Genomic DNA, 23,040 nt, shown 5'->3' on the forward strand with positions numbered 1-23,040 from the left:
CGGCGTCCGGCATCCCCGGCCGCCGCCTTCGGGCTCGCGAGGCGCCTCACGGCATCACCGTCGCCTCCGTGGCCATCTCGATGACCCTGTCGAGACCGCCGTCGGCCAGCGCCTGACGCTGCCGGTCCGCGCCGGTGCCCTGTTGCAGCAGGCGGTGGACCAGGGCACTGACCTCGCGGCTGTCCCCCGCCTGTTCGAGCGCGGAACCGGCGTGCTCCAGCAGCCGGTACACCACGTCCCCGGCGCGACGGCGGCTGCCGTCGGGGCCGATCAGATCCTGGCCGAGGCCGTGCCGGGCGGCCTGCCACATCGCCGCCTTCAGCAGTTCGGGAGCCATCCGCGGTGCCGCACGCTCCGCGGCGGCGTCCCGCAGCGCCGTCTCGACCAGGCCGCGCACCAACCCCGCGAACATCACGGCGTCGTCGGCCCGCAACTGGACGTCCAGACAGCGGATCTCGACGGTGGGATAGCGCTCGCACAGCCGGACCTGCCAGTACAGCTGACCCCGGTCCGCTATGACGCCGGCGGACACCAGGTCCCGCGCCCGGCGGTCGTAGTCGGCGTCGTCGGTGAAGTGCGGCGGGATGCCGCTGACCGGCCAGCGGTCGAAGACGATGGTGCGCCAGCTCGCGAAGCCCGTGTCGTGCCCGTCCCACAGCGGAGCGTTCGACCCCATCGCGGTCAGCGTGGGCAGCCAGGGCCGAAGCCGGTTCATCACTTCCACGCCGGCCCGCCGGTCGGGCACCGCGACATGGACGTGCATGCCGTTGACGAGCTGCTCGGCCACCAGCTGCGGAGCCTGCCTGCGCATGGCCTTGTAGCGGGCCTTGTCGGTGACCGGCACGGGGATGTCGTGTGTCGTGGGCGCGGTGCCGACGGCCATGATCCGGCAGCCGTGCGTCCGGGCCGCCTCGGCGACGGCGTGCCGCAGCCGCAGCAGGTGGCCGCCGACCTCCTCCAGGGAATCGCAGACGGGGGTGGCCACCTCCACCTGGGCCTGCAACAGCTCCAGCTGGACCTCGCCGGCCGCGACGAACGGCTCCAGACCGGCGGCGATCCGAACCTTCTCGGCGTTCGGGCTCAGCCGGCCCGTGGCCGCGTCGACGAGCAGGTATTCCTCTTCCACGCCGACGGTCGTCATGCAGAGCCTTCCGCTGGGCACCGCCCACTGCCGGGGCGGTGCGATCCTCACCGAGCCCTCGGACGGCCCGGCGGACACCGCGCCTGTCCGAGGGTGCGGCACACAAGTGCCGTACATTCCGCCTCCTCAAACGTGGCGGCACGGAGAGGGAGGTGCGCCTACGCGGTGTGATGGCGGGGGCGGGGATACCTGGGAGTCGCTGAGGGTGTCGATGTTGGCACAAGCGGTAATCGCCTCCGGTGCGTCGCGTCGGCCGGTCGGCCGGGTGGTTCCGGCCACCTGGCGGATGTCGCGGCCCGGCCCGGCCGGGGACTCTGGAGCTTCCGGCGTGACGACGTACCGTCGGCCCTGCCCGCACCGGTGCCCGGCGCCTCGGCGCCGCACCGGGCGACGAAGGAGGTCGGTGTCATGGCGATCCGTCTGACGTTCCTGTGCGCCCCCGGCGACTATGCCGCCCTCAACCCCGTCCTCGGTGACGTGCCCCCCAGTGAGCGCGGCCTGCGTGAGGCGCGGGCGGTGAGGCTGCCGTCGTACGAACTGGCCCTGCGGACCCCCTCGCCGCGCTGCGAGCGGACCGCCGACGCCCTCGGCCTGCCCTCGGTGGCGGAGCCCGCGCTGCGGGACATCGACCTCGGCGCGTGGTGCGGCCGTACCCTGGACGACATCGCCGCGACCGACCCCGACGGCTTCACCGCCTGGTTCACCGACCCGGACGCCGCCCCGCACGGAGGCGAGTCCGTACGGCAGCTCTGCCGGCGGGTGTCGGCCTGGCTGGGCGCCCTGCCGCCCGGCACGGGCCACGTGCTGGCCCTCACCGAGGCGGCGGTGGTGCGGGCCGCGCACATCCACGCGCTCGCCCTGCCGGCCCGAGGCTTCTGGCACTTCCCCGCACCGCCCCTCTCCACGGTCACCCTCACCCGGCGCGACGGCCGCTGGGATGTCGGCTCGGCGGGCCCCGAGGAACGGGACGCCGACCGGCTGATCCGCTTCCCGAGGCCCGGGACCCCGGAGCGCCCGCGCGGCCGGCGGCGGGACGACGGGCCGGTGCGGACCGCCTCGGCGGGGTGAGTCCGGGCCGGCGGGGGATTGCGGCCGGGCCGCCGGGGCAGGCGCTCCGGGGAACGACGGACGGCGGGGGAGAGGCGAGCACGCACATGACCGACACAGGCACGGAGACGTCGGAGCGACGGGACCCGGCGACGGCCGCGACACCACCCTTGCGGCCGGCCGGCTACGACCCGGCCGACTACGCCGCGTCCGTGCGGCACGCCGCCGACGAAGCCGGAGTGTCACCCCTGCTGGTGATGACCGTGCTGCACAACGAGGCGTACAAGCCGCACCACCCCCTGCTGGAGCGGCTGTGGCAGTGGTGGAAGCCGGGGGCGTCCTTCGGCGTGGCCAACATGCACCGTGCGGCGTTCGAACGGGTACGGCGGACCCACGGGCTGCCGGGCCGCTGGCAGGACCTGCGCGACGACCCCGGCTTCGCCATCCGCGCGGCGGCCCTGCACCTGAAGGACCTCGACGGCGCCCTTCCCCGTCGGCACGCCCGCCGCTACACCCGCGACGAACTCCTCGCCCTGGGCTACAACACGGGCGAACGCAACATGCGCGCCTTCGCCAGGGGCGTCCCGCCGGGCCCGGCAGCACGGTCGTACCTGCGCCGCTACCGCGCCTACCGGGACCGGGCCGCGGACGCGCTGGCGGACCAGAACGCGTGAACGGCCCCGAGGTCGTCCGACCGGGCGACCTGGGTGCCCCCGCGCCGAGCCTGGAGCGCACGGAACTCGTCGGCTTCCGGGTGCGTCTGGACGCCGGCGCGCTCCGCACCGAAGTCGTCGTCGGGGCCTTCGCGCCCGAGTGAGCGGAGTCCGGCCCGACGGGAGGGCTGGACCGTCGCCCTCCGGGTAGCCGCAAGGCCAGAGGGGTCCGCGGCGGGCCCACCGTGAGGGAGGGAGCGGCATGTCCGTGACGGAACGGATCAGGCGGTTCGTGAACAGCCCGCAGGGGCGTCGGGCGATGGAGAAGGTGCGGGAGGCGGCGGCCGACCCGCGCCGCCGCGCACAGGCACAGCGACTCATCAGCCGCCTGGGCAACCGCCGCTGAGGCGACGACCACCGGCGGTCAGGAAGCCGACGTCGAGGGGAAGAGGCGCCCCAGCAGCCGGTGGGCGTGCGGAGTGACGGTCCAGCGGTCCTCCCACGCCCTCGGGCCGGGAGCGCTGCGCGGCGGTCCTTCGGGGGAGCCGCCCAGGGGCAGTACGGCGAAGCAGCGCTTCCCGCCCTCGGCGGGCTCGCACCCCCGCATGACGCCGAGCGCGTCGAGGAGGGCCAGGCCGCGCCCCCGCTCGGCGTAGGGCTCAGGCTCCGGGAGGGCAGGCGGAACCGGGCTGCCGTCGGTCACCCCGACGATCAGGAACCCGGCGTCCAGGATCAGTTCCGCGCTGAGCCGGCCCCCCACGTGCAGCAGACCGTTGGTCAGCAGTTCGGAGGCCGTCAGCTCCAGCCTGGCGCCGTCCTCGTCGTCGAGGGCGACTCCCCACCACCGCACGGCCGCGCGCATCCGTCGTCGTACGGTGTGCACTGCGGCCGGTGTGGCGTCGAAGGTCCAGCGGATGCGGGGCATGCTCTCTCCTCGGCGGCGTGCGTCGTCTGCCGCCGCCGTGTGTTCGGTGGTCAGTGCGGGGAGTGTCCGGTCCGCCACGCGATCCCGTGGATTCCGGCGCCGCACTTGGCGGGGAGGACGTGGACGCTGTGCGACGCGTCGAGGGCGAGCGGGCGCAGGTCCTGGCGCTCCGCCCCGGAGGCGTCCCGGTAGTAGCCGTAGACCGCCGACGGCAGGCGCCGGGGGTGGAAGAAGATGTGCAGGAGGTACTGCCGTACCGGGACCGGCAGGGTCCTCTCGTGGTGAGTGGAGGGCTTCCAGCGCGGGCCGACGTCGAGGGTGTAGTCGACGATCGCCGTCTCGCCCCGGCGCAGCACGCGGCCGAAGCCGATGTCGAAGACCGCGGAGCCGAACTCCTGGCGGAAGCGCAGGGTTTCCAGCCGGCCGCAGTGGACGTTCACCTGCACCGAGGGCGTCTCCAGGTCGTCGAGGTTGTGGTGCGCGGTCAGATGCCGTACCCCGTCGTGGGTGGCCCGTACGACGTGGCTGACCGTGTACCGCGCGATGCACCCCTGCGCGTCCACCCGCACCGTCTCCTGGACGGAGAGGGTGACCAGGTGCTCGTTGAACCGGTAGGCGTCGGCGCCCAGGGCCCGTTCGAGCGGTGCGCCGGGACTCAGGATGCGCGACCAGGCTTCGGACATCTCGCTCGTGCCGGTGACCGCCCGGCCCCGGGGGCGGCGGTGGGCCAGCAGCGACTGGAGCGCCCCGCGCGGCACGTCCAGGATGGTCTCCAGCTCCGCCACGGCCCGCAGCGACTCGTGCCGCTCGGGCTGGCTGCGCCCGCGCTGCCAGTGGCTCAGCGTCACCGGGCTCACCGCGACGCCCCGCTCGCCGAGATGGTGGTGCAGCCGCTGGAGCGACAGCCCACTGGCCTTCAGCGCCTCGCGGAAGGCCTCGCCGAACGTGGCGGGGGCCGGCGGCCGGGTGTCGTCGGCGTGGTCTGCCGAGGGCCGGTGATCCGGCTGGTCCATGGGCACTCCCGGGACAGCGGTGGGCGCGGAGGCCGGCGGGACCGCCACGGTGGCCCGGGGCGGTCCCGCCCGGCGGATCACCGCCGGATGCTACCGGTCCGGTTCCCGCCGGCTCGGCGCGGCGTCTGGGGAGGCCGCCGCGACGAGGCCCGTGGGGGGACGGGTCAGGCGGTGTTGAGGGTCAGGCCGTAGTACTGGAGCGTGTCGCCGAGGGGCTGGAAGTAGGACGTGCCCTGTCCGTAGACGCCGTCGCACTGGTTGTCGGTCCGGCCGCCGGAGGTCATGCCCTGGCCCTGGTCGCCCGAGACCCAGGCACCGCCGCTGTCACCGCCGAGGACGCAGACGTTGCTCAGACCGAGGTTGGTCACGAGCGTCGCCGGCTGGCCGGGGTCGGTGTACGTCACCGAGTAGTCGTACGACTTGACGGAGCCGCAGGTCCAGTGCGAGGTGGCGCCGGACTTGCAGACGTCGGAGCCCACCGCGGCCCGCCGGCTGCCCTTGACGGCGACGTCGGCACCGTTGTTCCAGGTGCCGATCCGGGTGGCGATGGCGGTGCCGGAGTCGACCGAGGCGAGCCCCATGTCCACGCTGTTCTGCCCGTGGTGGAACCGGGTCCTGGTGCCCTTGGCGAAGTGGCTGCCGTCGTAGTACAGGTCGGGAAGGCTCTCGACGCAGTGCCCGGCGGTCACCAGCACCTGCTGTCCGGAGGAGGTGCGGGCGCCGAAGCCGACCGAGCAGTAGTGGTTGCCGTAGTCCATCCGGCTGCCCGGGTAGACGGTGCCGGCCGTCGAGACGGCCCGGCCGCCGTCGTGCCGCACGGCGACCGCCGAGCCGAAGGAGGCGGCCTTCCGCAGGAACGCCGCGGTGCCGGCCGCCGAGGTGTCGCGGACCTGGACGACGACCTTGTCGGAGGCGGGGTCCACGCCCCAGCCCGATACGCCGGCGGGCGTGACGATCTCGGCGTACTTGTCCAACGCGTCCTTGACGGAGGCCAGTTCACCGGCGCTGTGCGGGGCTATGCGCGCCTTGAGGCCGGCCGCCTCGACCGGGCGGGCGGTGGCGGCACCGGTGACGTTCACCGTCAGCCGGCCCGCGCCGTCGAAGAAGGCGCCGCGCGGGTCCGCGCCCGAGGTGCGCAGCGCCGTCTGCTGGCGGGCCTGCGAGTCCAATCTCCGTACGGCCGCGGCGTCGCTGACGCCGAGCGAGCCGGCCAGCGCGTGCACCATCTGCTGCTGGTAACGCCCGCTGGAAGCGGCGGAGTTCTGCGGGGTGGCGCCCTGCGCCGGGACCGCACTCGCGGACAGGACCAACGCCGCCGTGGCGGCGCCGGAGGCCAGGATTGCGCGTAGACGAAGCACCTTGTCTCCATTTCCGGACGGCCGCCGACGGCGGCCCGTGGGGGAAGTGCGGATTACGTCCGGGGGGGCCGGCCGAATCCGCAGGAGAACTGTCCTGGCGCATGCGTGTCCCTGACAAGGTCAGCGGGCGACGCAAAAATTAACAGAACCGCGACTAACTGTTTTTGTCAGCCGTTCGAATTGCCCCCGGGGATCCCGCCCCGGGGGTCCTCGTCCGCGTGCGCGTCCTCGTCCGCGTACACGCGCCGCAGCAGGCCGGCCGGGTCCGGCTGCGCCTGGAGGCCGTCGAGCAGCAGCAGCCACAGGTCGTGCAGCCGCTGCTCGATGTGCGCGCGGCCGTCCAGGGCGTCGGAGACGGTGTGCAGCCCGAAGAAGGCGCAGACGACGCCGTGGGCCGCGGCGGGCGGCACCACGCGGGGGCCCAGCTCGCCGTTGTCCCGTGCCTCGGTGAGGAGTTCGGTGACCACGTCGATCCAGTCCACGAAGGGTGCGGGCAGCGGAGCCGGGATGGCCCGGTGCTCCATCCAGAGCCGGGAGCCCGCGCGCACCACCACGTCGTCACGGAACGCGCGGGCCACCGTGAAGCTGAGGGCCACCAGCTTCTCCAGGGCCGGCCGGTCGGCGGACCGGTGCCGGCTGATCATGCGCGGCCACGAGGCGAAGTGCTCCTCGATGACCGCGAGGGCCAGCTTTTCCTTGCTGGCGTAGTGGAAGTAGATGGCGCCGCTGGTGCGTCCGGAGAGCGCGCTGATATCGCTGATGCTGGTCCCGGCATAACCGCGTTCGTCGAACAGGTGTGCCGCGGTTTCCAGGAGGGTCTGCCGTGTGATTTTCGCCTGCACGCGTCACAACCCGTTTCGAGGATGGAGTTCCTGTTTCGCTGGTATGCAATCTAACGCCTCGCCGCTGCACGTGAAGCCGTGTCGGTGTGCGGGATGCCCCGACTTGGGGTCTGCTGAGGCCATGGACGCTCGACACGGTGGCGCCACCGGAGAACCGCGGGACCTGAGCTGGTCGCGGACGGTTCCCCGGGAACTGGTGCACCGGGTCTCGGTGGCGGAGGTGCTGCTCACCGACGTGCTGCGCGTCGACGAGGAGCACTTCGCGGCGGCGGCCTGCTGGCCCCGGTCTCATCCGACGTTCCCGGTCGACGGCCCCGCCCTCCACCATCCCCTGCTGGTCGTCGAGACGTTGCGCCAGCTCGGCATCTTCATCCCGCTCCGCCACTTCGGCGTGCCGGCCGACGCCCGGCTGCTCATCACGGATCTCCTCTTCACGTCCGAGCCGGCGGACCAGCCCCGGGTCGGTCATGGGGCGACGGAGGTCACCTGCCGGGTGCGGGTGACCGGGGTGCGGACCGACGGAGAGGGGACGGTCACGGCGCTCCGGCTCGACGTGCGCTTCCTGGCGGGCGGAGTGCCGTTCGCCAGGGCGGGCGGCGGTGCCCGGTTCCTGTCACCCGAACGGTACGCCGCGGTACGCCGGCCGTTGGCCCCGCCCCGGCACCGCAGGACACACGTGCAGCGGCCCGATCCGGCGATGCTCGGCCTGGCCCACGCCCGGGACCTGGTCGTCGGGCTGATCGGCGGACCGGGGCAGGCCGGCCCGGAGGATCCCCACCGCCCCGCCCCGCCCCGGAGCCTGGTGGTGGACGCGGCCGACCCGTTGCACCCGTTCTTCTTCGACCACCCCTCCGACCACGTCCCCGGCGTGGTCCTGCTGGAAGCCGCCCGGCAGGCCGCGGCGCTCGCCAGCGGCGGGACCCTCCTCCGGCCGACCGGGGGCCGGCTCGCGGCCCCGCACTTCACCGAGTTCAGCCCGGCCGCCCGGATCGTCTGCGTCCCCCACCACCGCACCTGCGTGTTCCGGATCGAACAGCTGGGGCAGCGTTGCGCCTTCGGTGTTTTGCACTACGCGTCACCCCACCGAGTGTAACCAGCCGCAAGTCGTTGACTCCGATGAGTGACGGGGCCTAGCGTAACGATCGTTATGTCCCGTGGTCGGACGCGGTCCGTGTGCTGTCCCCTGAGCATGTGCACAGCCGATTCCGCCTGCCCGACACCGCGCACCGTCGGCCGGACGGCCCGGTGCCTCTGGACGGCAGTGCCCGTCACCCGGCGGACCCAGGTACTCACGGGCACACTCCAACCGAAAGCACGCCCATGACGCTCCATCGCATCCTGTCCTGGACACCCGCGGCCGTCGTCTTCGACTGCGACGGCACCCTGATGGACACCGAACGACACTGGGTGGAGGCCCGTCGGCAGACCTTCGACGCGGCCGGACTCACACCCCCGACCGACTTCGCCGAGCGGGCCAAGGGCCTGCACTACACCGAGTGCGGACAACTCATGGCCGACGAGACGGGCCGCCCCGAACTGGGCCCCGAACTCGCCGGCGAACTGCTGCGGCGCTTCCGGGTCCTGGTGCGCAGCAAGCCCCTGACGATGCCCGGCGCGCCGGAACTGGTCGAGGCCGCGGCCGCCTTCGCGCCCCTCGCCGTCGCCAGCAACTGCCCCCGCGAGGTCGTGGAGTCCAGCCTGGACAGCGCCGGCCTCCTGCACCGCTTCCAGACGGTGGTGGTCCCGGACGACGCGGTCCGGCCCAAGCCGTACCCGGACGTCTATCTGGCCGCCACCCAGGCCTGCGGGGCCTACCCGGGCGAGACCATGGCCGTCGAGGACACCCGGTGCGGGATCGTCGCCGCCGTCCGGGCCGGCCTCCGGGTGGTGGGCGCGGGCCCCTGGCCCGGCGAGGAGACGGCGTCCCTGGTCGACCTGTGGGTGGAGACCCTCGCGGACCCGCAGATCAGCGGCTGGGCCGCCCAGCGGTCCTCGGTGCGCACGCCCCCGCAGGCGACCCGGGCACCGTCCGAGGACCGGCTGCGGTCCGGGGCCCACTGAGCGGGAGCGGTCCCTCGGTTCAGCGGGCGCGCTCGTACTCGGCCTGGGGCAGCGGGGTGTGCTTCTTCCCGCTGCCGGGACGGTCCGTGGAAGCCGAGAAGACGGACGGGGCCAGAGGGAGGCCCGCGTGCTCCGCCCACCGCATCGTCATGCGCGACAAGGCCGGCCCGGAGAGCAACCCGGACTCCGGCGCGCGGACGATCGCCCAGTAGAGTGCGCCTCTGTCGTCCCCTGACCTTGAGGTATCGAACCGTGGCCCCCGCTCGACCCGCACCGCCCCCCGCCGTCACCGTCGTCGGGATCGGTGCCGACGGCTGGCAGGGACTGCCCGAGGGCTCCCGAGCGGAACTGCGCGCGGCCGAGGTCCTCCTCGGGGGTCCGCGCCAGCTGGACCTGCTGCCGCCCGAGTGCGGTGGGGAGCGCGTCGGCTGGCCCAGCCCGCTGCGCCCCGCCGTCGCCGGGCTGCTCGCCGCCCACGCGGGGCGCCGGCTGGTCGTCCTGGCCAGCGGCGACCCGATGTTCTACGGCATCGGACGCGCCCTCGCCGAGGAGGCGGGCGCGCTGCGGGTGCTGCCCCACCCGTCGTCGGTCTCCCACGCCACCGCCCGCCTGGGCTGGCCGCGGGAGGACACCGAGGTCGTCACGCTCGTCGGCCGCCCCGCCGCCCGGCTCGCCGCCGCCCTGCACGACGGCCGGCGTCTCCTCGTCCTCAGTGCCGGCGCCGGCACCCCCGCCGAGGTCGCCGCCCTCCTGCGGGACCGCGGCTTCGGACCGAGCCGGATGCGCGTGCTGGAGCAGCTCGGCGGGCACCGGGAACGCGTGAGCGCCGAGGCCACCGCCGACGACTGGGCGGAGGCCGGCCCGTCCGGCGATCCGCTCAACATCGTCGCCGTCGAGTGCCGCCGGGCACCGAGCGCCCTGCGCCTCGGCGCGGTGCCCGGACTGCCCGACGAGGCCTACGAGCACGACGGACAGCTCACCAAGAGGCACGTCCGGGCCGCCACGCTCGGCGCCCTCGCCCCGGCCCCCGGCGAACTGCTGTGGGACATCGGCGGCGGCTCCGGCTCGATCGCCGTCGAGTGGATGCGCACCCACCCCTCCTGCCGGGCGATCACCGTCGAACGCGACCCGGTGCGCGCCGAACGCATCACCCGCAACGCCGACCGGCTCGGCGTGCCCGCCCTCCGCGTCGTCACCGGTGCCGCACCCGCCGCTCTCACCGAACTCCCCACCCCCGACGCCGTGTTCGTCGGCGGCGGGCTCACCGCGCCGGGCCTCCTCGACGCCTGCTGGGCGGCGCTCGGCATCGGCGGCCGGCTGGTCGCGAACACCGTCACGCTGGAATCCGAGGCGGTGCTCGCCACCGCCCACCGCCGGTACGGCGGCGAGCTGGTGCGGCTCGCGGTGGCGCACGCCGTACCCGTGGGCGGCTTCACCGGCTGGCGCCAGGCCATGCCGGTCACCCAGTGGGCCGTACAGAAGACCGACATCCCCCTCGCAGGAGCAGACAGATGACCGTGTACTTCATCGGTGCCGGCCCCGGCGCCGCCGACCTGATCACGGTGCGCGGCGCCCGGACCCTCGCCGCGTGCCGGGTCTGCCTGTACGCGGGCAGCCTGGTCCCGCGCGACCTGCTCGCCGAATGCCCGCCGGACGCACGCCTGGTGGACACCGCCCAGCTCGATCTGGACCAGATCACCGCCGAGTTGGTCCGCGCCCACCAGGAGGGTCACGACGTGGCCCGGCTGCACTCCGGGGACCCGTCCGTGTTCAGCGCGGTCGCCGAGCAGATGCGGCGCCTCGACGCGGCCGGGATCCCCTACGAAGTGGTGCCCGGCGTACCGGCGTTCGCCGCCGCGGCCGCCGCCCTCAAGCGGGAGCTGACCGTGCCGACCGTCGGCCAGACCGTCATCCTCACCCGCGTCGCCCAGCGCGCCACCGCCATGCCCGAGGGCGAGGACCTGGCCACCCTCGGCCGCAGCGGCGCCCTGCTCGTGCTGCACCTGGCCGCCGGCTACGTGGACCGGGTGGTGGCGGAACTCCTGCCGCACTACGGCGCCGACTGTCCCGCCGCCGTCGTCGCCTACGCCTCCCGCCCGGACGAGCTGGTCATCCGGGGCACCCTGGACGAGATCGCCCCGAAGGTGCGGGAGGCCGGTGTGCTACGCACCGCCGTGATCATGGTGGGACGGACGCTGGGCGCGGAGCAGTTCCGCGACAGCCACCTGTACTCGCCCGAGCGCGAGCGGCACGTCTGCTGACGGCGAGCGGACCGCCGCCCGGAGCCGGCGCCACGGACACCGGCAGACACGCCTACCGCGTGGAGCTGCGTCCGACGACCGTGCCGGCCCGGTCGACGCAGATGACGTCGACGGCCACCGGCGCACCCCGCAGCACGGCCAGCGCCTCGTCCCGGGCCCGCGCCGCCACCAGGTCGCCGAGCGGTGTCCCGGCGGCCTGGCAGAGCTGGAGCGCGGCCAGGCCCGTGTTGGCGTCGGCGACCGCAGCGGCCAGTGCCTCGTCCGCACCGCCGAGGCGGGCCAGCTCCGCGAGGAAGCCCTTGTCGACCTGCGAGCGTCCGGAGTGCAGGTCGAGGTGGCCGGCCGCGAGCTTGGAGAGCTTGGCGAAGCCCCCGCAGATCGTGAGGCGGTCCACCGGGTGCCGGCGGAGGTACTTCAGCACCGCGCCCGCGAAGTCGCCCATGTCGAGCAGCGCGTCCTCGGGCAGGCCGTACTCGGTGACGACCGTCTTCTCGGACGTCGAACCGGTGCACCCGGCGACATGCGTCCGCCCGGCCGCGCGGGCCACGTCCACACCGCGCCGGATGGAGTCGATCCAGGCCGAGCAGGAGTACGGCACGACGATGCCCGTGGTGCCGAGGATGGACAGCCCGCCGAGGATGCCGAGCCGCGGGTTCCAGGTGGAGCGGGCGATCTCCGCGCCGTGGTCGACGGAGAGGGTGATCTCCACGTCACCGGCGCCGCCGTGCCGCGCGGCGACCTCGGCGACGTGCTCGCGCATCATCCGGCGGGGGACCGGGTTCACGGCCGCCTCACCGACCGGCAGCGGCAGCCCCGGCCGGGTGACCGTCCCGACTCCCGGCCCGGCCGCGAACACCACACCGCTGCCCGCCGGCAGCCGTCGTACCGTGGCCCGGATCAGCGCGCCGTGCGTGACGTCCGGGTCGTCGCCCGCGTCCTTGACGACACCGGCCATGGCGCACTCGCCGGTCAGCTCCTCGGCGGCCAGCGCGAAGGACGGTGTCTGCCCCCGGGGCAGCGTGATCGTCACCGGGTCGGGGAACTCGCCGGTGAGCAGCGCGGTGTACGCGGCCGTCGTGGCCGCCGTCGCACAGGCGCCGGTGGTCCAGCCGTGCCGCAGCCCGGTGTGTTCGAGCTGCGCCCGGCGACCGCCCTTCGCCTGGCCGGAATCCCGCGTCCCGCCGGCATCGCTCGCCCCACCCACGTCCCGGTCCTCCCTGTTCCTCATCAGCGGAAGCCCCCGAATGAACGGAGACCCCCGACTCCCATGCACGTGCTGATCCTCGGCGGTACCACGGAGGCCCGCCGCCTCGCCGAACTCCTCGACGGCATCCCCGGGCTGACCCTGACCAGCTCCCTCGCCGGACGCGTCGCCAGCCCCCGGCTGCCTCCGGGCCGCACCCGCGTCGGCGGCTTCGGCGGACCGGAGGGGCTGGCCGCGTGGCTGCGGGAGCACGCGGTCGGCGCGCTCGTCGACGCCACCCACCCCTTCGCCGGGACGATCAGCTTCAACGCGGCGCGGGCCGCTGCCCTCGCCCATGTTCCCCTGCTCGCCCTGCGCCGCCCCGGCTGGGTCCCCGTCCCGGGCGACCGCTGGCACGAGGCACGCTCGCTGGCGGACGCGGCGCGCGCCCTGCCCGCGCTGGGCCGGCGGGTCTTCCTCACCACCGGCCGTATGGGCCTGGCCGCGTTCGCGGACCTGGACGACCTGTGGTTCCTGGTCCGTTCCGTGGACGCCCCCGAGCCCCCGCACCCCGCCCGTATGGAGGTGCTGCTGGACCGCGGCCCCTTCACCCTCGACGGGGAGCGCGAACTGCTGCGCCGCCACCGCGTCGACGTCGTCGTCACGAAGGACAGCGGGGGAGCGGCGACCGCGCCGAAGCTGACGGCCGCCCGGGAGGCCGGCCTTCCCGTGGTCGTGGTTCGCCGGCCACCGGCTCCCGAGGGCGTGCCCGTCGTCCCCGACCCCGACAGCGCGGCCGGGTGGGTGCGCGAGCACCTGGGACGGCCGCCTCTCGCGGGCCACTGACCGGGACCGGAGAGAAACGGGGCACTGACCAGAGCCGGAGAAGCAGCGGCGCGAACCCTCACGCCTCCGGATAGCGGCGCGGGGTCCAGACGATCTCCTCGCCGTCGCCACGCCGTACCACCCGGGTCTGCGAGGAGCCGACCAGCAGGATGGTGCGCATGTCGACCTCGGCCGGCTCCAGCTCGCCCAGCCGGACGATCCGGACGCTCTCCCCGGCACCGCCCACGTCCCGCGCGACCACCACCGGCGTCTGCGGCGACCGGAACTCCAGCAGCAGCTCCCGGGCCTTGCCCACCTGCCAGCCACGGCTGCGCGAACCGGGGTTGTACAGCGCCAGCACCAGGTCCGCCGAGGCCGCCGCGCGCAGCCGCCCGGCGATGACCTCCCACGGCTTGAGCCGGTCGGAGAGGGACACGGTGGCGTAGTCGTGACCGAGCGGGGCGCCGGCCCGGGCCGCGGCGGCGTTGGCCGCGGTCACCCCCGGCAGCACCCGCACCGGCACGTCCAGGTACTCCGGCTGGGAAGCCGCCTCCAGCACCGCCGTGGCCATCGCGAACACGCCCGGATCACCACCCGAGACGACGGCCACCCGCCGCCCCCGCCGGGCCAGTTCGAGCGCGAACTCGGCGCGCTCCGCCTCCACCCGGTTGTCCGAGCCGTGCCGGACCTGGCCCGGCCGCTCGGGCACCCGGTCCAGGTAGGTCGTGTAGCCGACCAGGTCGTCGGCGGCGGCCAGCACGCCCCGGGTCTCGGGCGTCAGCCACAGCGCACCGGCGGGACCCGTGCCGACCACGACCACCTCGCCCCGGCCCGGCACGGCGGGCCGTTCGGCGTCCACCCGGCTCGGCAGCACGGCCACCGAGAAGTACGGCACCGACTCCGGGTCCACGTCCGCGAGGTCGGCGACCCGCTCCTTGTCCATCGTGGCGCGCTCCACGTACCGCGCCTCCTCAAGCCGGCCGGCACGCGCCAGCGCCCGGCGGACGCTGGGGAAGGTGCGGCCGAGCTTCATCACGACCGCGGAGTCCGTCGCGGCGAGCCGTGCGGTCAGCTCGTCCTCGGGCAGGGTGCCCGGCAGGACGGTCAGCACCTCCTCGCCCTCGACGAGCGGCGCCCCCAGCCGGGCCGCAGCGGCCGACACGGAGGTGACACCGGGGATCACCTCGGTGTCGTAGCGGTCGGCGAGCCGCTTGTGCATGTGCATGTAGGAGCCGTAGAAGAGCGGATCGCCCTCGGCGAGCACCGCCACCGTCCGGCCGGCGTCGAGATGCGCCGCCAGCCGGGCCGCCGCCTCGGTGTAGAACTCCTCCATGGCGCCCCGGTAGCCGCCGGGATGGTCGGTGGTCTCGGTCGTCACCGGGTAGACCAGCGGTTCCTCGACATGGTCGGCGCGCAGGTGCCGGGCCGCGATCGAGCGGGCGATGGACCGCCCGTGCCGGGCGCTGTGGTACGCGATCACGTCCGCCTCGGCGATGGCCTCGACGGCGCGTACGGTCATCAGGGACGGGTCTCCGGGGCCGAGGCCCACCCCGTACAGCTTGCCGCTCACTCTTCCTCGCTCGCGATGGCGTTGAGCGCGGCGGCGGCGATGGCGCTGCCACCGCGACGGCCGCGCACGACCAGGTGCTCCAGGCCGGACGGATGGGCGGCCAGCGCGTCCTTGGACTCGGCGGCGCCGATGAAGCCCACCGGGACACCGATGACGGCGGCGGGCCGGGGCGCGCCCTCCTCGATCATCTCCAGCAGCCGGAACAGCGCGGTGGGCGCGTTGCCGACGGCCACGACCGCGCCGTCCAGCCGGTCGCGCCACAGCTCCAGCGCGGCGGCGCTGCGCGTGGTGCCCAGCCGCGCGGCGAGTCCGGCGACGGCCGGGTCGGAGAGGGTGCACAGCACGTCGTTGCCGGCGGGCAGCCGCTTGCGGGTGACACCGCTGGCCACCATCTGCACGTCGCAGAGGATCGGGGCGCCGGCCCGCAGCGCTTCGCGGGCCCGGGCCACCACCGCGGGCGTGTACGCGAGGTCCCGCACGAGGTCGACCATCCCGCAGGCGTGGATCATGCGCACGGCGACCTGGCTGACGTCGGCGGGCAGGCCCGCGAGGTCCGCCTCGGCGCGGATGGTGGCGAAGGACTGGCGATAGATCGCCGCGCCGTCCTTCTCGTAGACATGGCTGGTCACGGTGGTCTTCTCGCTGCTTCCGGTCGTCGTACGGCTCATGAGGTGATCGCCGCCAGCGCGGCGGGTATCCGGGTCGGGTCGGTGTGCGTCTCCCGGCCGGACGCGGGGTCCGACAGACGGTACCCACCCGCCGGTTCCGCGACCACGTCGAGGTGGCTGCCCCGGGGGTGTCCGCAACGCCGGTCGCATCCGGACCAGTAGAGGGGCGGTCCGGCACTGCCGATCGCGACGAGCGCCCGGGCCGCGTCCGCGCGCACGTCGGTGTGCGCCCGCGCGCACCCGGGCCGGCCGATGCAGGCGCCGACCCGGAGCCAGGGCGAGGCGGGGTCGGTGACCAGGCCGGCGGCGCCGAGCCGGGCGAGCGCCTCGGCCGCGCCCGCCGCCGCCCCGCCCGGCAGGGGAACGACGACGCCCCGCCAGGGGGTCAGCCGCAGCTCGGTCACGACGGTGGCGGTCAGCTCCGCCCACTGACCGGCGGAGATCCGGCCCAGCGGCACGTGCACGGACAGGGCCTCGCCCACGATCCCGGGCGCCGGTCCGGCCGCCCGGACCGGCGGCTCCGGGCGCTCCTGGTGGCCGATCCCCTCGGCCGTCAGGCGGTCCCGGACCAGGTGGGCCATCTCCTCGGCGGGCAGGCCGAGTTCGGCGACCCGCCAGACCTTCGCCCCGCGTGCCAGCGCCGCCGCGAGGAACGTCTCGGCGGCCAGCACGGCCGCGCGCGGCGCGTCCGCGGCGGCCACCCGCACCGAGCCCGGACCGAGCCAGGCGCCCCCGCCCGCGAGCGCGCGCACGGTGACGTCCGCGCCGAGCCCGGCCATGTCACCGCGCCCGTCGTCCAGCGCGAACAGGAACCGCCCCGACAGGTCCCGGGCGGCCTCGCTCGCGCACAGCGCCGCGTCCAGGGCCGGCACCCAGGGACGGACGTCCCGCACCCCGCCGCCGTCCAGACCGGACAGCGGAGACGCGGCGATGTTGCGCACCCGCTCGTGGGTGCGCGAGGGCAGCAGACCGGCCGCGCCGAGCGCTTCGGCCAGCTCCGCGCCGCACCCGTCCCGCAGCCCGCGCACCTGGACGTTGCCGCGCGAGGTGAGATGCACGTCACCGTCGCCCAGCCGCCGTGCCGCGTCCCCGAGCGCCCGCGCCTGAGCGGCGCTCAGCACCCCGCCGGGGAGCCGGACGCGGGCCAGCGCCCCGTCGTCCGCCGCGTGCAGGCGCAGCGTCCCGGGGCAGGCGTCACCGCGATCCCGGGCGACGGGCGTGGCCTGGGAGGATGGCGGAGGAACGGCCGTGGACATGGCGGTGAGCATACCTACCATCACACCGGACGTATGCCGCACGCTCGTGCTCAGGCCGCCCTTACTATGCTTGCCCAGTGGATCATCCGGTCCACGAACCGCCACCACGGCGACAGGGGAGGAAGCCGGTAGGAATCCGGCGCGGTCCCGCCACTGTGAACCCGGCCCCCAGGGACCGGGTGAGCCAGGAACTCCCTTCCCCCGCGACCGGCTTCGGCCGCGAGGGAGACCCATCCCACACCGCCCGGGGCGCGGACCCCGAGGAAGGCAAGGCGACGCATGCCCACTCCGTCCGGGGAGCGAGCCCCGCACACCAGCGAGATCCTGCTCCTGTCGACCTCCGACACCGACCTGCTCAGCGCACGCGCGGCCGGCGGCCCGGTCTCCTGGCGCTTCGCCAACCCCGCCCGGCTCGCCCTGGACGAGCTGCCGGCCCTGCTCGACGGCGCCGGCCTGGTCGTCGTACGCCTCCTCGGCGGCCTGCGCGCCTGGCAGGACGGCATCGACCTGCTGCTCGCGGACGGGCGCCCGGTGATCGTCCTCACCGGTGAACAGGCCCCCGACGCCCAGCTGATGGCCGCCTCCACCGTCCCCGTCGGCATCGCCGCCGAGGCGCACGCCTACCTCGCCCACGGCGGCCCCGCCAACCTGGACCAGCTCGCCCGGTTCCTCTCCGACACCGTCCTGCTCACCGGGCACGGCTTCGACGCGCCCGCGCCCGCGCCCACCTGGGGACCGCTCGACCGCCCCGCCCCGCGGACCGACGGCCCGACCGTCGCCGTGCTCTACTACCGCGCCCACCACATGAGCGGCAACACGGGCTTCGTGGACGCCCTGTGCGACGCCGTCGAGGACGCGGGCAGCCGGCCGCTGCCCCTGTACGTCGCCTCCCTGCGCACCCCCGAACCCGAACTGGTCGAGGAACTGCGGGCCGCCGACGTGATCGTCACCACGGTGCTGGCCGCCGGCGGCACCAAGCCCGCCGAGGCCTCCGCCGGCGGCGACGACGAGTCCTGGGACGCGGGCGCCCTGACCGCCCTCGACGTGCCCATCCTCCAGGCCCTGTGCCTGACCGGGTCCCGCACCACCTGGGAGGAGAACGACGAGGGCGTCTCCCCGCTGGACGCGGCCACCCAGATCGCCGTCCCCGAGTTCGACGGCCGCCTGATCACCGTGCCGTTCTCCTTCAAGGAGATCGACGCCGACGGCCTGCCCGCCTACGTCGCCGACCCCGAGCGCGCCGCCCGCGTCGCCGGCATCGCCGTACGCCACGCCCGGCTCCGCCACATCCCGGCCGCCGACAAGCGCCTCGCGCTCGTGCTGTCCGCCTACCCGACCAAGCACTCCCGCATCGGCAACGCCGTCGGCCTGGACACCCCGGCCAGCGCCGTCGCCCTGCTGCGGCGCCTGACGGCCGAGGGCTACGACTTCGGCGACACCGAGATCCCGGGCCTGGTCTCCGGCGACGGCGACGAACTGATCCGCGCCCTCATCGAGGCCGGCGGGCACGACCAGAACTGGCTCACCGAGGAGCAGCTCGCCCGCAACCCGGTGCGCATCCCGGCCGCCGACTACCGCCGCTGGTTCGCCACCCTCCCCGAGACGCTGCGCGGCGCGGTGGAGGAGCACTGGGGCCCGGCGCCCGGCGAGATGTTCGTCGACCGCAGCCGCAACCCCGAGGGCGACATCGTCCTCGCGGCCCTGCGCTTCGGCAACCTGCTCGTCCTGATCCAGCCCCCGCGCGGTTTCGGCGAGAACCCCATCGCCATCTACCACGACCCCGACCTGCCGCCGTCCCACCACTACCTGGCCGCCTACCGCTGGATCGCCGCGCCCCGCTCCGAGGGCGGCTTCGGCGCGGACGCCATGGTCCACCTGGGCAAGCACGGCAACCTCGAATGGCTGCCCGGCAAGAACGCCGGCCTGTCCGCCGCCTGCGGCCCCGACGCCGCCCTCGGCGACCTGCCGCTCGTCTACCCCTTCCTCGTCAACGACCCCGGCGAGGGCACCCAGGCCAAGCGCCGCGTCCACGCCACCCTGGTCGACCACCTCGTGCCGCCCATGGCCCGCGCCGACTCCTACGGCGACATCGCGCGCCTGGAGCAACTCCTCGACGAATACGCCCAAATCTCCGCGATGGACCCGGCCAAGCTCCCGGCCATCCGCGCCCAGATCTGGACCCTCATCCAGGCCGCCCGCCTCGACCACGACCTCGGCCTGGAGGACCGGCCCGACGACGACGGCTTCGACGACTTCCTCCTCCACGTCGACGGCTGGCTGTGCGAGGTCAAGGACGCCCAGATCCGCGACGGCCTGCACGTCCTCGGCAACCCGCCCACCGGCGCGGACCGCGTCAACCTCGTCCTCGCCATCCTGCGCGCCCGCCAGATCTGGGGCGGCGCCACGGCCCTGCCCGGGCTGCGCGAGGCCCTCGGCCTGGACGAGTCCGCCGCCACCCGCACCACCGCCGACCAGGCGGAGGAACAGGCCCGCGCCCTGGTCCAGGCGATGGAGGACGCCGGCTGGGACCCGGCCGCCGTACCCACCGAGCACGGCGAACAGGTCGCCGCCGTCCTGGAGTTCGCCGCCCGCGAGGTCGTCCCCCGGCTCGCCGGCACCACCGCCGAACTCGACCACGCGGTCCACGCCCTGGCCGGCGGCTTCGTCCCCGCCGGACCCTCGGGCTCCCCGCTGCGGGGCCTGGTCAACGTGCTGCCGACCGGACGCAACTTCTACTCCGTCGACCCCAAGGCCGTCCCCTCCCGGCTCGCCTGGGAGACCGGCCAGGCCCTCGCCGACTCCCTGCTGGAGCGCTACCGCACCGACAACGGCGAGTGGCCCACCTCCGTCGGCCTCTCGCTGTGGGGCACCAGCGCCATGCGCACCGCCGGCGACGACGTGGCCGAGGCCTTCGCCCTGCTCGGCATCCGCCCCGTCTGGGACGACGCCTCCCGCCGCGTCACCGGCCTCGAAGCCATCCCCCAGGAGGAGTTGGGCCGCCCGCGCATCGACGTCACCCTGCGCATCTCCGGCTTCTTCCGCGACGCCTTCCCGCACACCATCGGCCTGCTGGACGACGCCGTACGCCTCGCCGCCTCCCTGGACGAACCGGACGAGGCCAACCACGTCCGCGCCCATGTGCGCGAGGAGTTGGCGGCGCACGGGGACGAACGCCGCGCCACCACCCGCATCTTCGGCTCCCGCCCCGGCACCTACGGCGCCGGCCTGCTCCAGCTCATCGACTCCCGGGACTGGCGCACCGACGCCGACCTCGCCGAGGTCTACACCGTCTGGGGCGGCTACGCCTACGGCCGCGAACTCGACGGCCGCCCGGCCCGCGAGGAGATGGAGACCGCGTACAAGCGGATCGCGGTCGCGGCCAAGAACACCGACACCCGCGAACACGACATCGCCGACTCCGACGACTACTTCCAGTACCACGGCGGCATGGTGGCCACCGTGCGCGCCCTGCGCGGCACCGCTCCCGAGGCGTACATCGGCGACTCGACCCGCCCCGAGACGGTCCGCACCCGCACCCTGGTCGAGGAGACCTCCCGCGTCTTCCGCGCCCGGGTCGTCAACCCCAAGTGGATCGAGGCGATGCGCCGCCACGGCTACAAGGGCGCCTTCGAACTGGCCGCGACGGTGGACTACCTGTTCGGCTACGACGCCACGACCGGCGTGGTCGCCGACTGGATGTACGACAAGCTCACCGAGACCTACGTCCTGGACCCGGCCAACCGCGAGTTCCTCCAGCAGGCCAACCCCTGGGCGCTGCACGGCATCGCCGAGCGGCTGCTGGAGGCGGAGTCCCGGGGCATGTGGGCCAAGCCGGACCCGGCGGTGCTGGAGGAACTGCGCCGCGTGTACCTGGAGACGGAGGGCGACCTCGAAGGCGAGGACTGAGCGGCGGGGCCTGCCTCCCCTGCCATGGGGGGCGCCGAGTTCCGGCGCCCCCCGGTTCGGCAGTACTTCTACGTCCTCGAAGGCGAGCGCCCTCCCGGTCCACGGCCGGCCGGAAGCGCACAGGCCGGCGTGCCCCCGGGCAGCCGGTGCCGGTTGCGGGCGACGAGCCGGTACACCCCGTGGGCGGCCCAGCGCACCGGCGGCAGCCGCAGCACGGCGCCCGCGACGGGCCAGACGCCGCGCGCGCTCGACAACAACCCGGCGACCGCCTGGGCGCCGCCGCACACCCTGCCGTCGGGCGTCACCCACAGCGCCTCGTACTCGGCCCGCTCCGGTGCGACACCCAGGTCTTCCAGGTCCGCCCACTGGCGGGCCGCGATGTCGCAGCGCGGTCTGATCCACCGCCGCGCGAGGGCCACCGAGGCCGTGCAGAAGCCGCAGTCACCGTCGTAGACCAGCACAGGTCGGGTGCGCACGCCCTCCATGATGCGCGCCGTCCGCGGCCCCCGCGAAACCGACCGCCGACCGCCGCTCTCCTTGTCAACCTATGTTGTCCGGGGTGGGCGCCGGCCCCCCGCTTCCGCAGACTTCGATCACCGACTACGACGGCCGCTGGCCGTGAACGAGGGGAAACGAACGATGCGTACGAGTACGAGTAAGAAGACGGCGGCCGCTCTGTCGGCCGCGGCGCTGCTGTCCGGCCTGCTGAGCCTGGTCGGCGCCCCGGCGGCCAGCGCCGCCGACGGCTGCAACAACGACAACGGCAGGACGGTGCGCACCGCGTTCGGCGGCAGGGGCCAGGGCATCGAACTGCGCGCGAACGGCTCGGGAAACAGCACCTGCGCCTGGGGCCGCATCGTCGGAGGCGCGCCCGGCATGCACGTCTGGGTGGACCGCAGCAGCGACGGCGGCCGGACCTGGGAGCCCCAGCTGGGCTGGCGGGAGATCAGCAGCGGGGGCAGCGTCTGGACCGAGGCGTGGCGGGACAGCAACGGCAAGCTGATGCGCGCCTGCGGTGACTCGGGCTACAACACCGCGATCACCTGCACCAGCTGGTACTGAGCGGGACCGGTCAGGACATGAGGACGGGGCCTTCCGGACGACAGCTCTCGGCATCACACCCGCGGAGCACCGGACGGCCCCGTCCGCCGTCGGTTCGGCGATCACCCCGAGCGCACTGCCCTGATGCCGGTGGCCGCGATGTCGAGTGACCTGGCTCGCCGCGATCAGGCCTGCACGGTCGGGCGGACGACGATCTCGCTGACATCGACGCCGTCGGGCTGCTCGATGGCGTAGCCGATGGCGGAGGCCACCGCCGAGGGCGGCATGGCGATCTCGTCACGCTGCCGGATCATCGCGGCCGCGACGTCGGGGCCGGCTCCCTTGCCGACGCCCTCGGTATGGGTGAAGCCGGGTGAGACGAGGGTGACGCGCAGGTCGGGCCCCGACTCCTGGCGCAGGCCCTCGGTAAGCACCTTCACCGCCGTCTTGGTGGCCGCGTAGACCGCCTGGGGGGACTTGACGACGTAGGCCGCGGTGGAGCCCACGTTGACGAACTGCCCGAAGCGCTGCCGACGGAAGACGGGCAGAGCCGCCCCGATGCCGTTGAGCAGGCCGGTGATGTGGGTGGCGACCATGGCGTCCCAGTCGTCCTGACGCAGGTCGTCGAACGGCGAGACGGCCATCGTGCCCGCGTTGGAGACGAGGACGTCGAGCCGGCCGTAGCGGTCGAGGGCCGTGTCCGTCAGCCGCCGGAGGTCTTCGCGGCGCGTGACGTCGACCACGACCCCGGTGGCGGTGCCGCCCTTCGCCGTGATGCCGTCCACCACGGCGTTCAGCCGCTCCTCGCGCCGGGCTCCGAGCACGAGCCGGGCGCCCTTCTCGGCGAGGTGGACTGCGGTCGCCTCCCCGATGCCGCTGCTGGCACCTGTGATCGCGATGACTTTGCCCTGGATACCCGACATGACCGGCTCCCTTCTCCGGGTGCGCGCGGGTGAGTGCGGTGACCCGTGCGTAGCGCTTCCCGTCGCGGCGACGGCGCCGCAGGGGATCGATCATGCCAGGGCCGGGACCGCGCCCCCGCGCTGACCGAAGCCATGGCCGCTCTGCTGGACGACCCGGACCGCGAGGTACGGGTGTCCGCCGTGCACGGACTCGCCCGGCACGACGACGTACGCTGCGTGGAAGCCGCCCGCCGCCTCGGCGGCCCGTGGCGCCCGCACTCGGCCGAGGAGTACTGCCTGGACGCGGTGGGGGAGTACGAACGGCGCCGCGACGGCCGCTGACGCCCCGGCCGGGCCGATGGCCGGGTGGCGGGGGACTGCCGAGGAC

At 74.5% G+C, this 23,040-nt stretch carries 24 protein-coding genes and 1 riboswitch; of the genes, 12 read left to right on the plus strand and 12 right to left on the minus strand.

Annotation, left to right across the window (positions count from 1 at the left end; translation table 11 throughout):
* Positions 1-46 precede the first annotated feature (46 nt).
* On the minus strand, positions 47-1,141 hold the full coding sequence (locus NX794_RS19490) for a carboxylate-amine ligase (protein ID WP_258779857.1): 1,095 nt from the start codon (positions 1,139-1,141) through the stop codon (positions 47-49).
* Positions 1,142-1,549: 408 nt separating this feature from the next.
* Between NX794_RS19490 and NX794_RS19495 the strand changes: the two genes are divergently transcribed.
* The 4 genes from NX794_RS19495 to NX794_RS19510 all read left to right on the plus strand — a co-directional run bounded on the left by NX794_RS19495 (position 1,550) and on the right by NX794_RS19510 (position 3,247).
* Positions 1,550-2,209, plus strand: coding sequence for a histidine phosphatase family protein (locus tag NX794_RS19495; protein WP_258779858.1), 660 nt, complete (start codon positions 1,550-1,552; stop codon positions 2,207-2,209).
* An 86-nt stretch (positions 2,210-2,295) separates the two neighbouring features.
* Positions 2,296-2,862, plus strand: a complete 567-nt coding sequence (locus NX794_RS19500) for a lysozyme family protein (protein ID WP_258779859.1) — start codon at positions 2,296-2,298, stop codon at positions 2,860-2,862.
* Complete coding sequence (locus tag NX794_RS19505) at positions 2,859-3,005, plus strand: hypothetical protein (protein ID WP_258779860.1); 147 nt, start codon at positions 2,859-2,861, stop codon at positions 3,003-3,005. The genes NX794_RS19500 and NX794_RS19505 overlap by 4 nt, the downstream gene beginning before the upstream one ends.
* Positions 3,006-3,103: 98 nt before the next feature.
* Entirely contained in the window at positions 3,104-3,247 is a 144-nt protein-coding gene (locus NX794_RS19510) for a hypothetical protein (RefSeq protein WP_258779861.1), read from the plus strand.
* An 18-nt stretch (positions 3,248-3,265) separates the two neighbouring features.
* On the opposite strand, the gene NX794_RS19515 is transcribed toward NX794_RS19510, so the two are convergent.
* From NX794_RS19515 to NX794_RS19530, 4 genes are all read right to left on the minus strand, one after another.
* Complete coding sequence (locus tag NX794_RS19515) at positions 3,266-3,766, minus strand: ATP-binding protein (RefSeq protein ID WP_258779862.1); 501 nt, start codon at positions 3,764-3,766, stop codon at positions 3,266-3,268.
* 50 nt (positions 3,767-3,816) lie between these two features.
* Positions 3,817-4,779 (minus strand): helix-turn-helix domain-containing protein, encoded by a 963-nt coding sequence (locus NX794_RS19520; RefSeq protein ID WP_258779863.1) that lies wholly within the window; start codon positions 4,777-4,779, stop codon positions 3,817-3,819.
* Between the two features lie 164 nt (positions 4,780-4,943).
* Complete coding sequence (locus NX794_RS19525; protein WP_258779864.1) at positions 4,944-6,137, minus strand: S1 family peptidase; 1,194 nt, start codon at positions 6,135-6,137, stop codon at positions 4,944-4,946.
* Positions 6,138-6,304: 167 nt separating this feature from the next.
* On the minus strand, positions 6,305-6,979 hold the full coding sequence (locus NX794_RS19530; RefSeq protein ID WP_258779865.1) for a ScbR family autoregulator-binding transcription factor: 675 nt from the start codon (positions 6,977-6,979) through the stop codon (positions 6,305-6,307).
* 121 nt (positions 6,980-7,100) lie between these two features.
* Between NX794_RS19530 and NX794_RS19535 the strand changes: the two genes are divergently transcribed.
* Both NX794_RS19535 and NX794_RS19540 read left to right on the plus strand, forming a co-directional pair.
* Positions 7,101-8,072 (plus strand): ScbA/BarX family gamma-butyrolactone biosynthesis protein, encoded by a 972-nt coding sequence (locus tag NX794_RS19535; RefSeq protein WP_258779866.1) that lies wholly within the window; start codon positions 7,101-7,103, stop codon positions 8,070-8,072.
* A 227-nt stretch (positions 8,073-8,299) separates the two neighbouring features.
* The gene (locus NX794_RS19540) at positions 8,300-9,040 is read left to right on the plus strand and encodes an HAD family hydrolase (RefSeq protein WP_258779867.1); all 741 of its coding nucleotides are present in this window, start codon (positions 8,300-8,302) and stop codon (positions 9,038-9,040) included.
* A 19-nt stretch (positions 9,041-9,059) separates the two neighbouring features.
* On the opposite strand, the gene NX794_RS19545 is transcribed toward NX794_RS19540, so the two are convergent.
* Positions 9,060-9,191 (minus strand): hypothetical protein, encoded by a 132-nt coding sequence (locus NX794_RS19545; RefSeq protein WP_258779868.1) that lies wholly within the window; start codon positions 9,189-9,191, stop codon positions 9,060-9,062.
* 101 nt (positions 9,192-9,292) lie between these two features.
* On the opposite strand from NX794_RS19545, the gene cbiE reads away from it, so the two are divergent.
* Both cbiE and cobM read left to right on the plus strand, forming a co-directional pair.
* Entirely contained in the window at positions 9,293-10,555 is a 1,263-nt protein-coding gene (gene cbiE, locus NX794_RS19550; protein ID WP_258779869.1) for a precorrin-6y C5,15-methyltransferase (decarboxylating) subunit CbiE, read from the plus strand.
* The gene (gene cobM / locus NX794_RS19555) at positions 10,552-11,301 is read left to right on the plus strand and encodes a precorrin-4 C(11)-methyltransferase (protein WP_258779870.1); all 750 of its coding nucleotides are present in this window, start codon (positions 10,552-10,554) and stop codon (positions 11,299-11,301) included. Before cbiE ends, cobM begins: the two co-directional genes overlap by 4 nt.
* A 52-nt stretch (positions 11,302-11,353) precedes the next feature.
* On the opposite strand, the gene NX794_RS19560 is transcribed toward cobM, so the two are convergent.
* On the minus strand, positions 11,354-12,529 hold the full coding sequence (locus NX794_RS19560) for a cobalt-precorrin-5B (C(1))-methyltransferase (RefSeq protein WP_258779871.1): 1,176 nt from the start codon (positions 12,527-12,529) through the stop codon (positions 11,354-11,356).
* A 39-nt stretch (positions 12,530-12,568) separates the two neighbouring features.
* On the opposite strand from NX794_RS19560, the gene NX794_RS19565 reads away from it, so the two are divergent.
* The gene (locus NX794_RS19565; protein ID WP_258779872.1) at positions 12,569-13,330 is read left to right on the plus strand and encodes a cobalt-precorrin-6A reductase; all 762 of its coding nucleotides are present in this window, start codon (positions 12,569-12,571) and stop codon (positions 13,328-13,330) included.
* Positions 13,331-13,388: 58 nt separating this feature from the next.
* Here NX794_RS19565 and NX794_RS19570 read toward each other — a convergent pair whose 3' ends face one another.
* From NX794_RS19570 to NX794_RS19580, 3 genes are read right to left on the minus strand one after another with little or no spacing between them, the layout of a single operon-like run.
* Entirely contained in the window at positions 13,389-14,879 is a 1,491-nt protein-coding gene (locus tag NX794_RS19570; protein ID WP_258779873.1) for a precorrin-2 C(20)-methyltransferase, read from the minus strand.
* Positions 14,876-15,547 (minus strand): precorrin-8X methylmutase, encoded by a 672-nt coding sequence (locus NX794_RS19575; RefSeq protein WP_258779874.1) that lies wholly within the window; start codon positions 15,545-15,547, stop codon positions 14,876-14,878. The genes NX794_RS19570 and NX794_RS19575 overlap by 4 nt, the downstream gene beginning before the upstream one ends.
* The gene (locus NX794_RS19580; RefSeq protein ID WP_428985932.1) at positions 15,544-16,815 is read right to left on the minus strand and encodes a cobalamin biosynthesis protein CobG; all 1,272 of its coding nucleotides are present in this window, start codon (positions 16,813-16,815) and stop codon (positions 15,544-15,546) included. The genes NX794_RS19575 and NX794_RS19580 overlap by 4 nt, the downstream gene beginning before the upstream one ends.
* Positions 16,816-16,921: 106 nt before the next feature.
* A riboswitch (cobalamin riboswitch) is annotated at positions 16,922-16,997 on the plus strand.
* 85 nt (positions 16,998-17,082) lie between these two features.
* Between NX794_RS19580 and cobN the strand changes: the two genes are divergently transcribed.
* A complete protein-coding gene (gene cobN / locus NX794_RS19585; RefSeq protein WP_258779876.1) occupies positions 17,083-20,709 on the plus strand; it encodes a cobaltochelatase subunit CobN in 3,627 nt (1,208 codons plus the stop codon).
* A gap of 68 nt (positions 20,710-20,777) precedes the next feature.
* Here the strand turns inward: cobN and NX794_RS19590 are convergent, their stop codons facing one another.
* Complete coding sequence (locus NX794_RS19590) at positions 20,778-21,185, minus strand: thiol-disulfide oxidoreductase DCC family protein (protein WP_428985933.1); 408 nt, start codon at positions 21,183-21,185, stop codon at positions 20,778-20,780.
* Positions 21,186-21,348: 163 nt separating this feature from the next.
* On the opposite strand from NX794_RS19590, the gene NX794_RS19595 reads away from it, so the two are divergent.
* A complete protein-coding gene (locus tag NX794_RS19595; RefSeq protein WP_258779878.1) occupies positions 21,349-21,771 on the plus strand; it encodes a glycosyl hydrolase in 423 nt (140 codons plus the stop codon).
* A gap of 164 nt (positions 21,772-21,935) precedes the next feature.
* On the opposite strand, the gene NX794_RS19600 is transcribed toward NX794_RS19595, so the two are convergent.
* Entirely contained in the window at positions 21,936-22,673 is a 738-nt protein-coding gene (locus NX794_RS19600) for an SDR family oxidoreductase (RefSeq protein WP_258779879.1), read from the minus strand.
* A gap of 132 nt (positions 22,674-22,805) precedes the next feature.
* On the opposite strand from NX794_RS19600, the gene NX794_RS19605 reads away from it, so the two are divergent.
* A complete protein-coding gene (locus tag NX794_RS19605) occupies positions 22,806-22,994 on the plus strand; it encodes a hypothetical protein (RefSeq protein ID WP_258779880.1) in 189 nt (62 codons plus the stop codon).
* The last annotated feature ends 46 nt before the right edge of the window (positions 22,995-23,040 follow it).

Source organism: Streptomyces pyxinicus (assembly GCF_024753135.1).
GTDB lineage: Bacteria > Actinomycetota > Actinomycetes > Streptomycetales > Streptomycetaceae > Streptomyces > Streptomyces pyxinicus.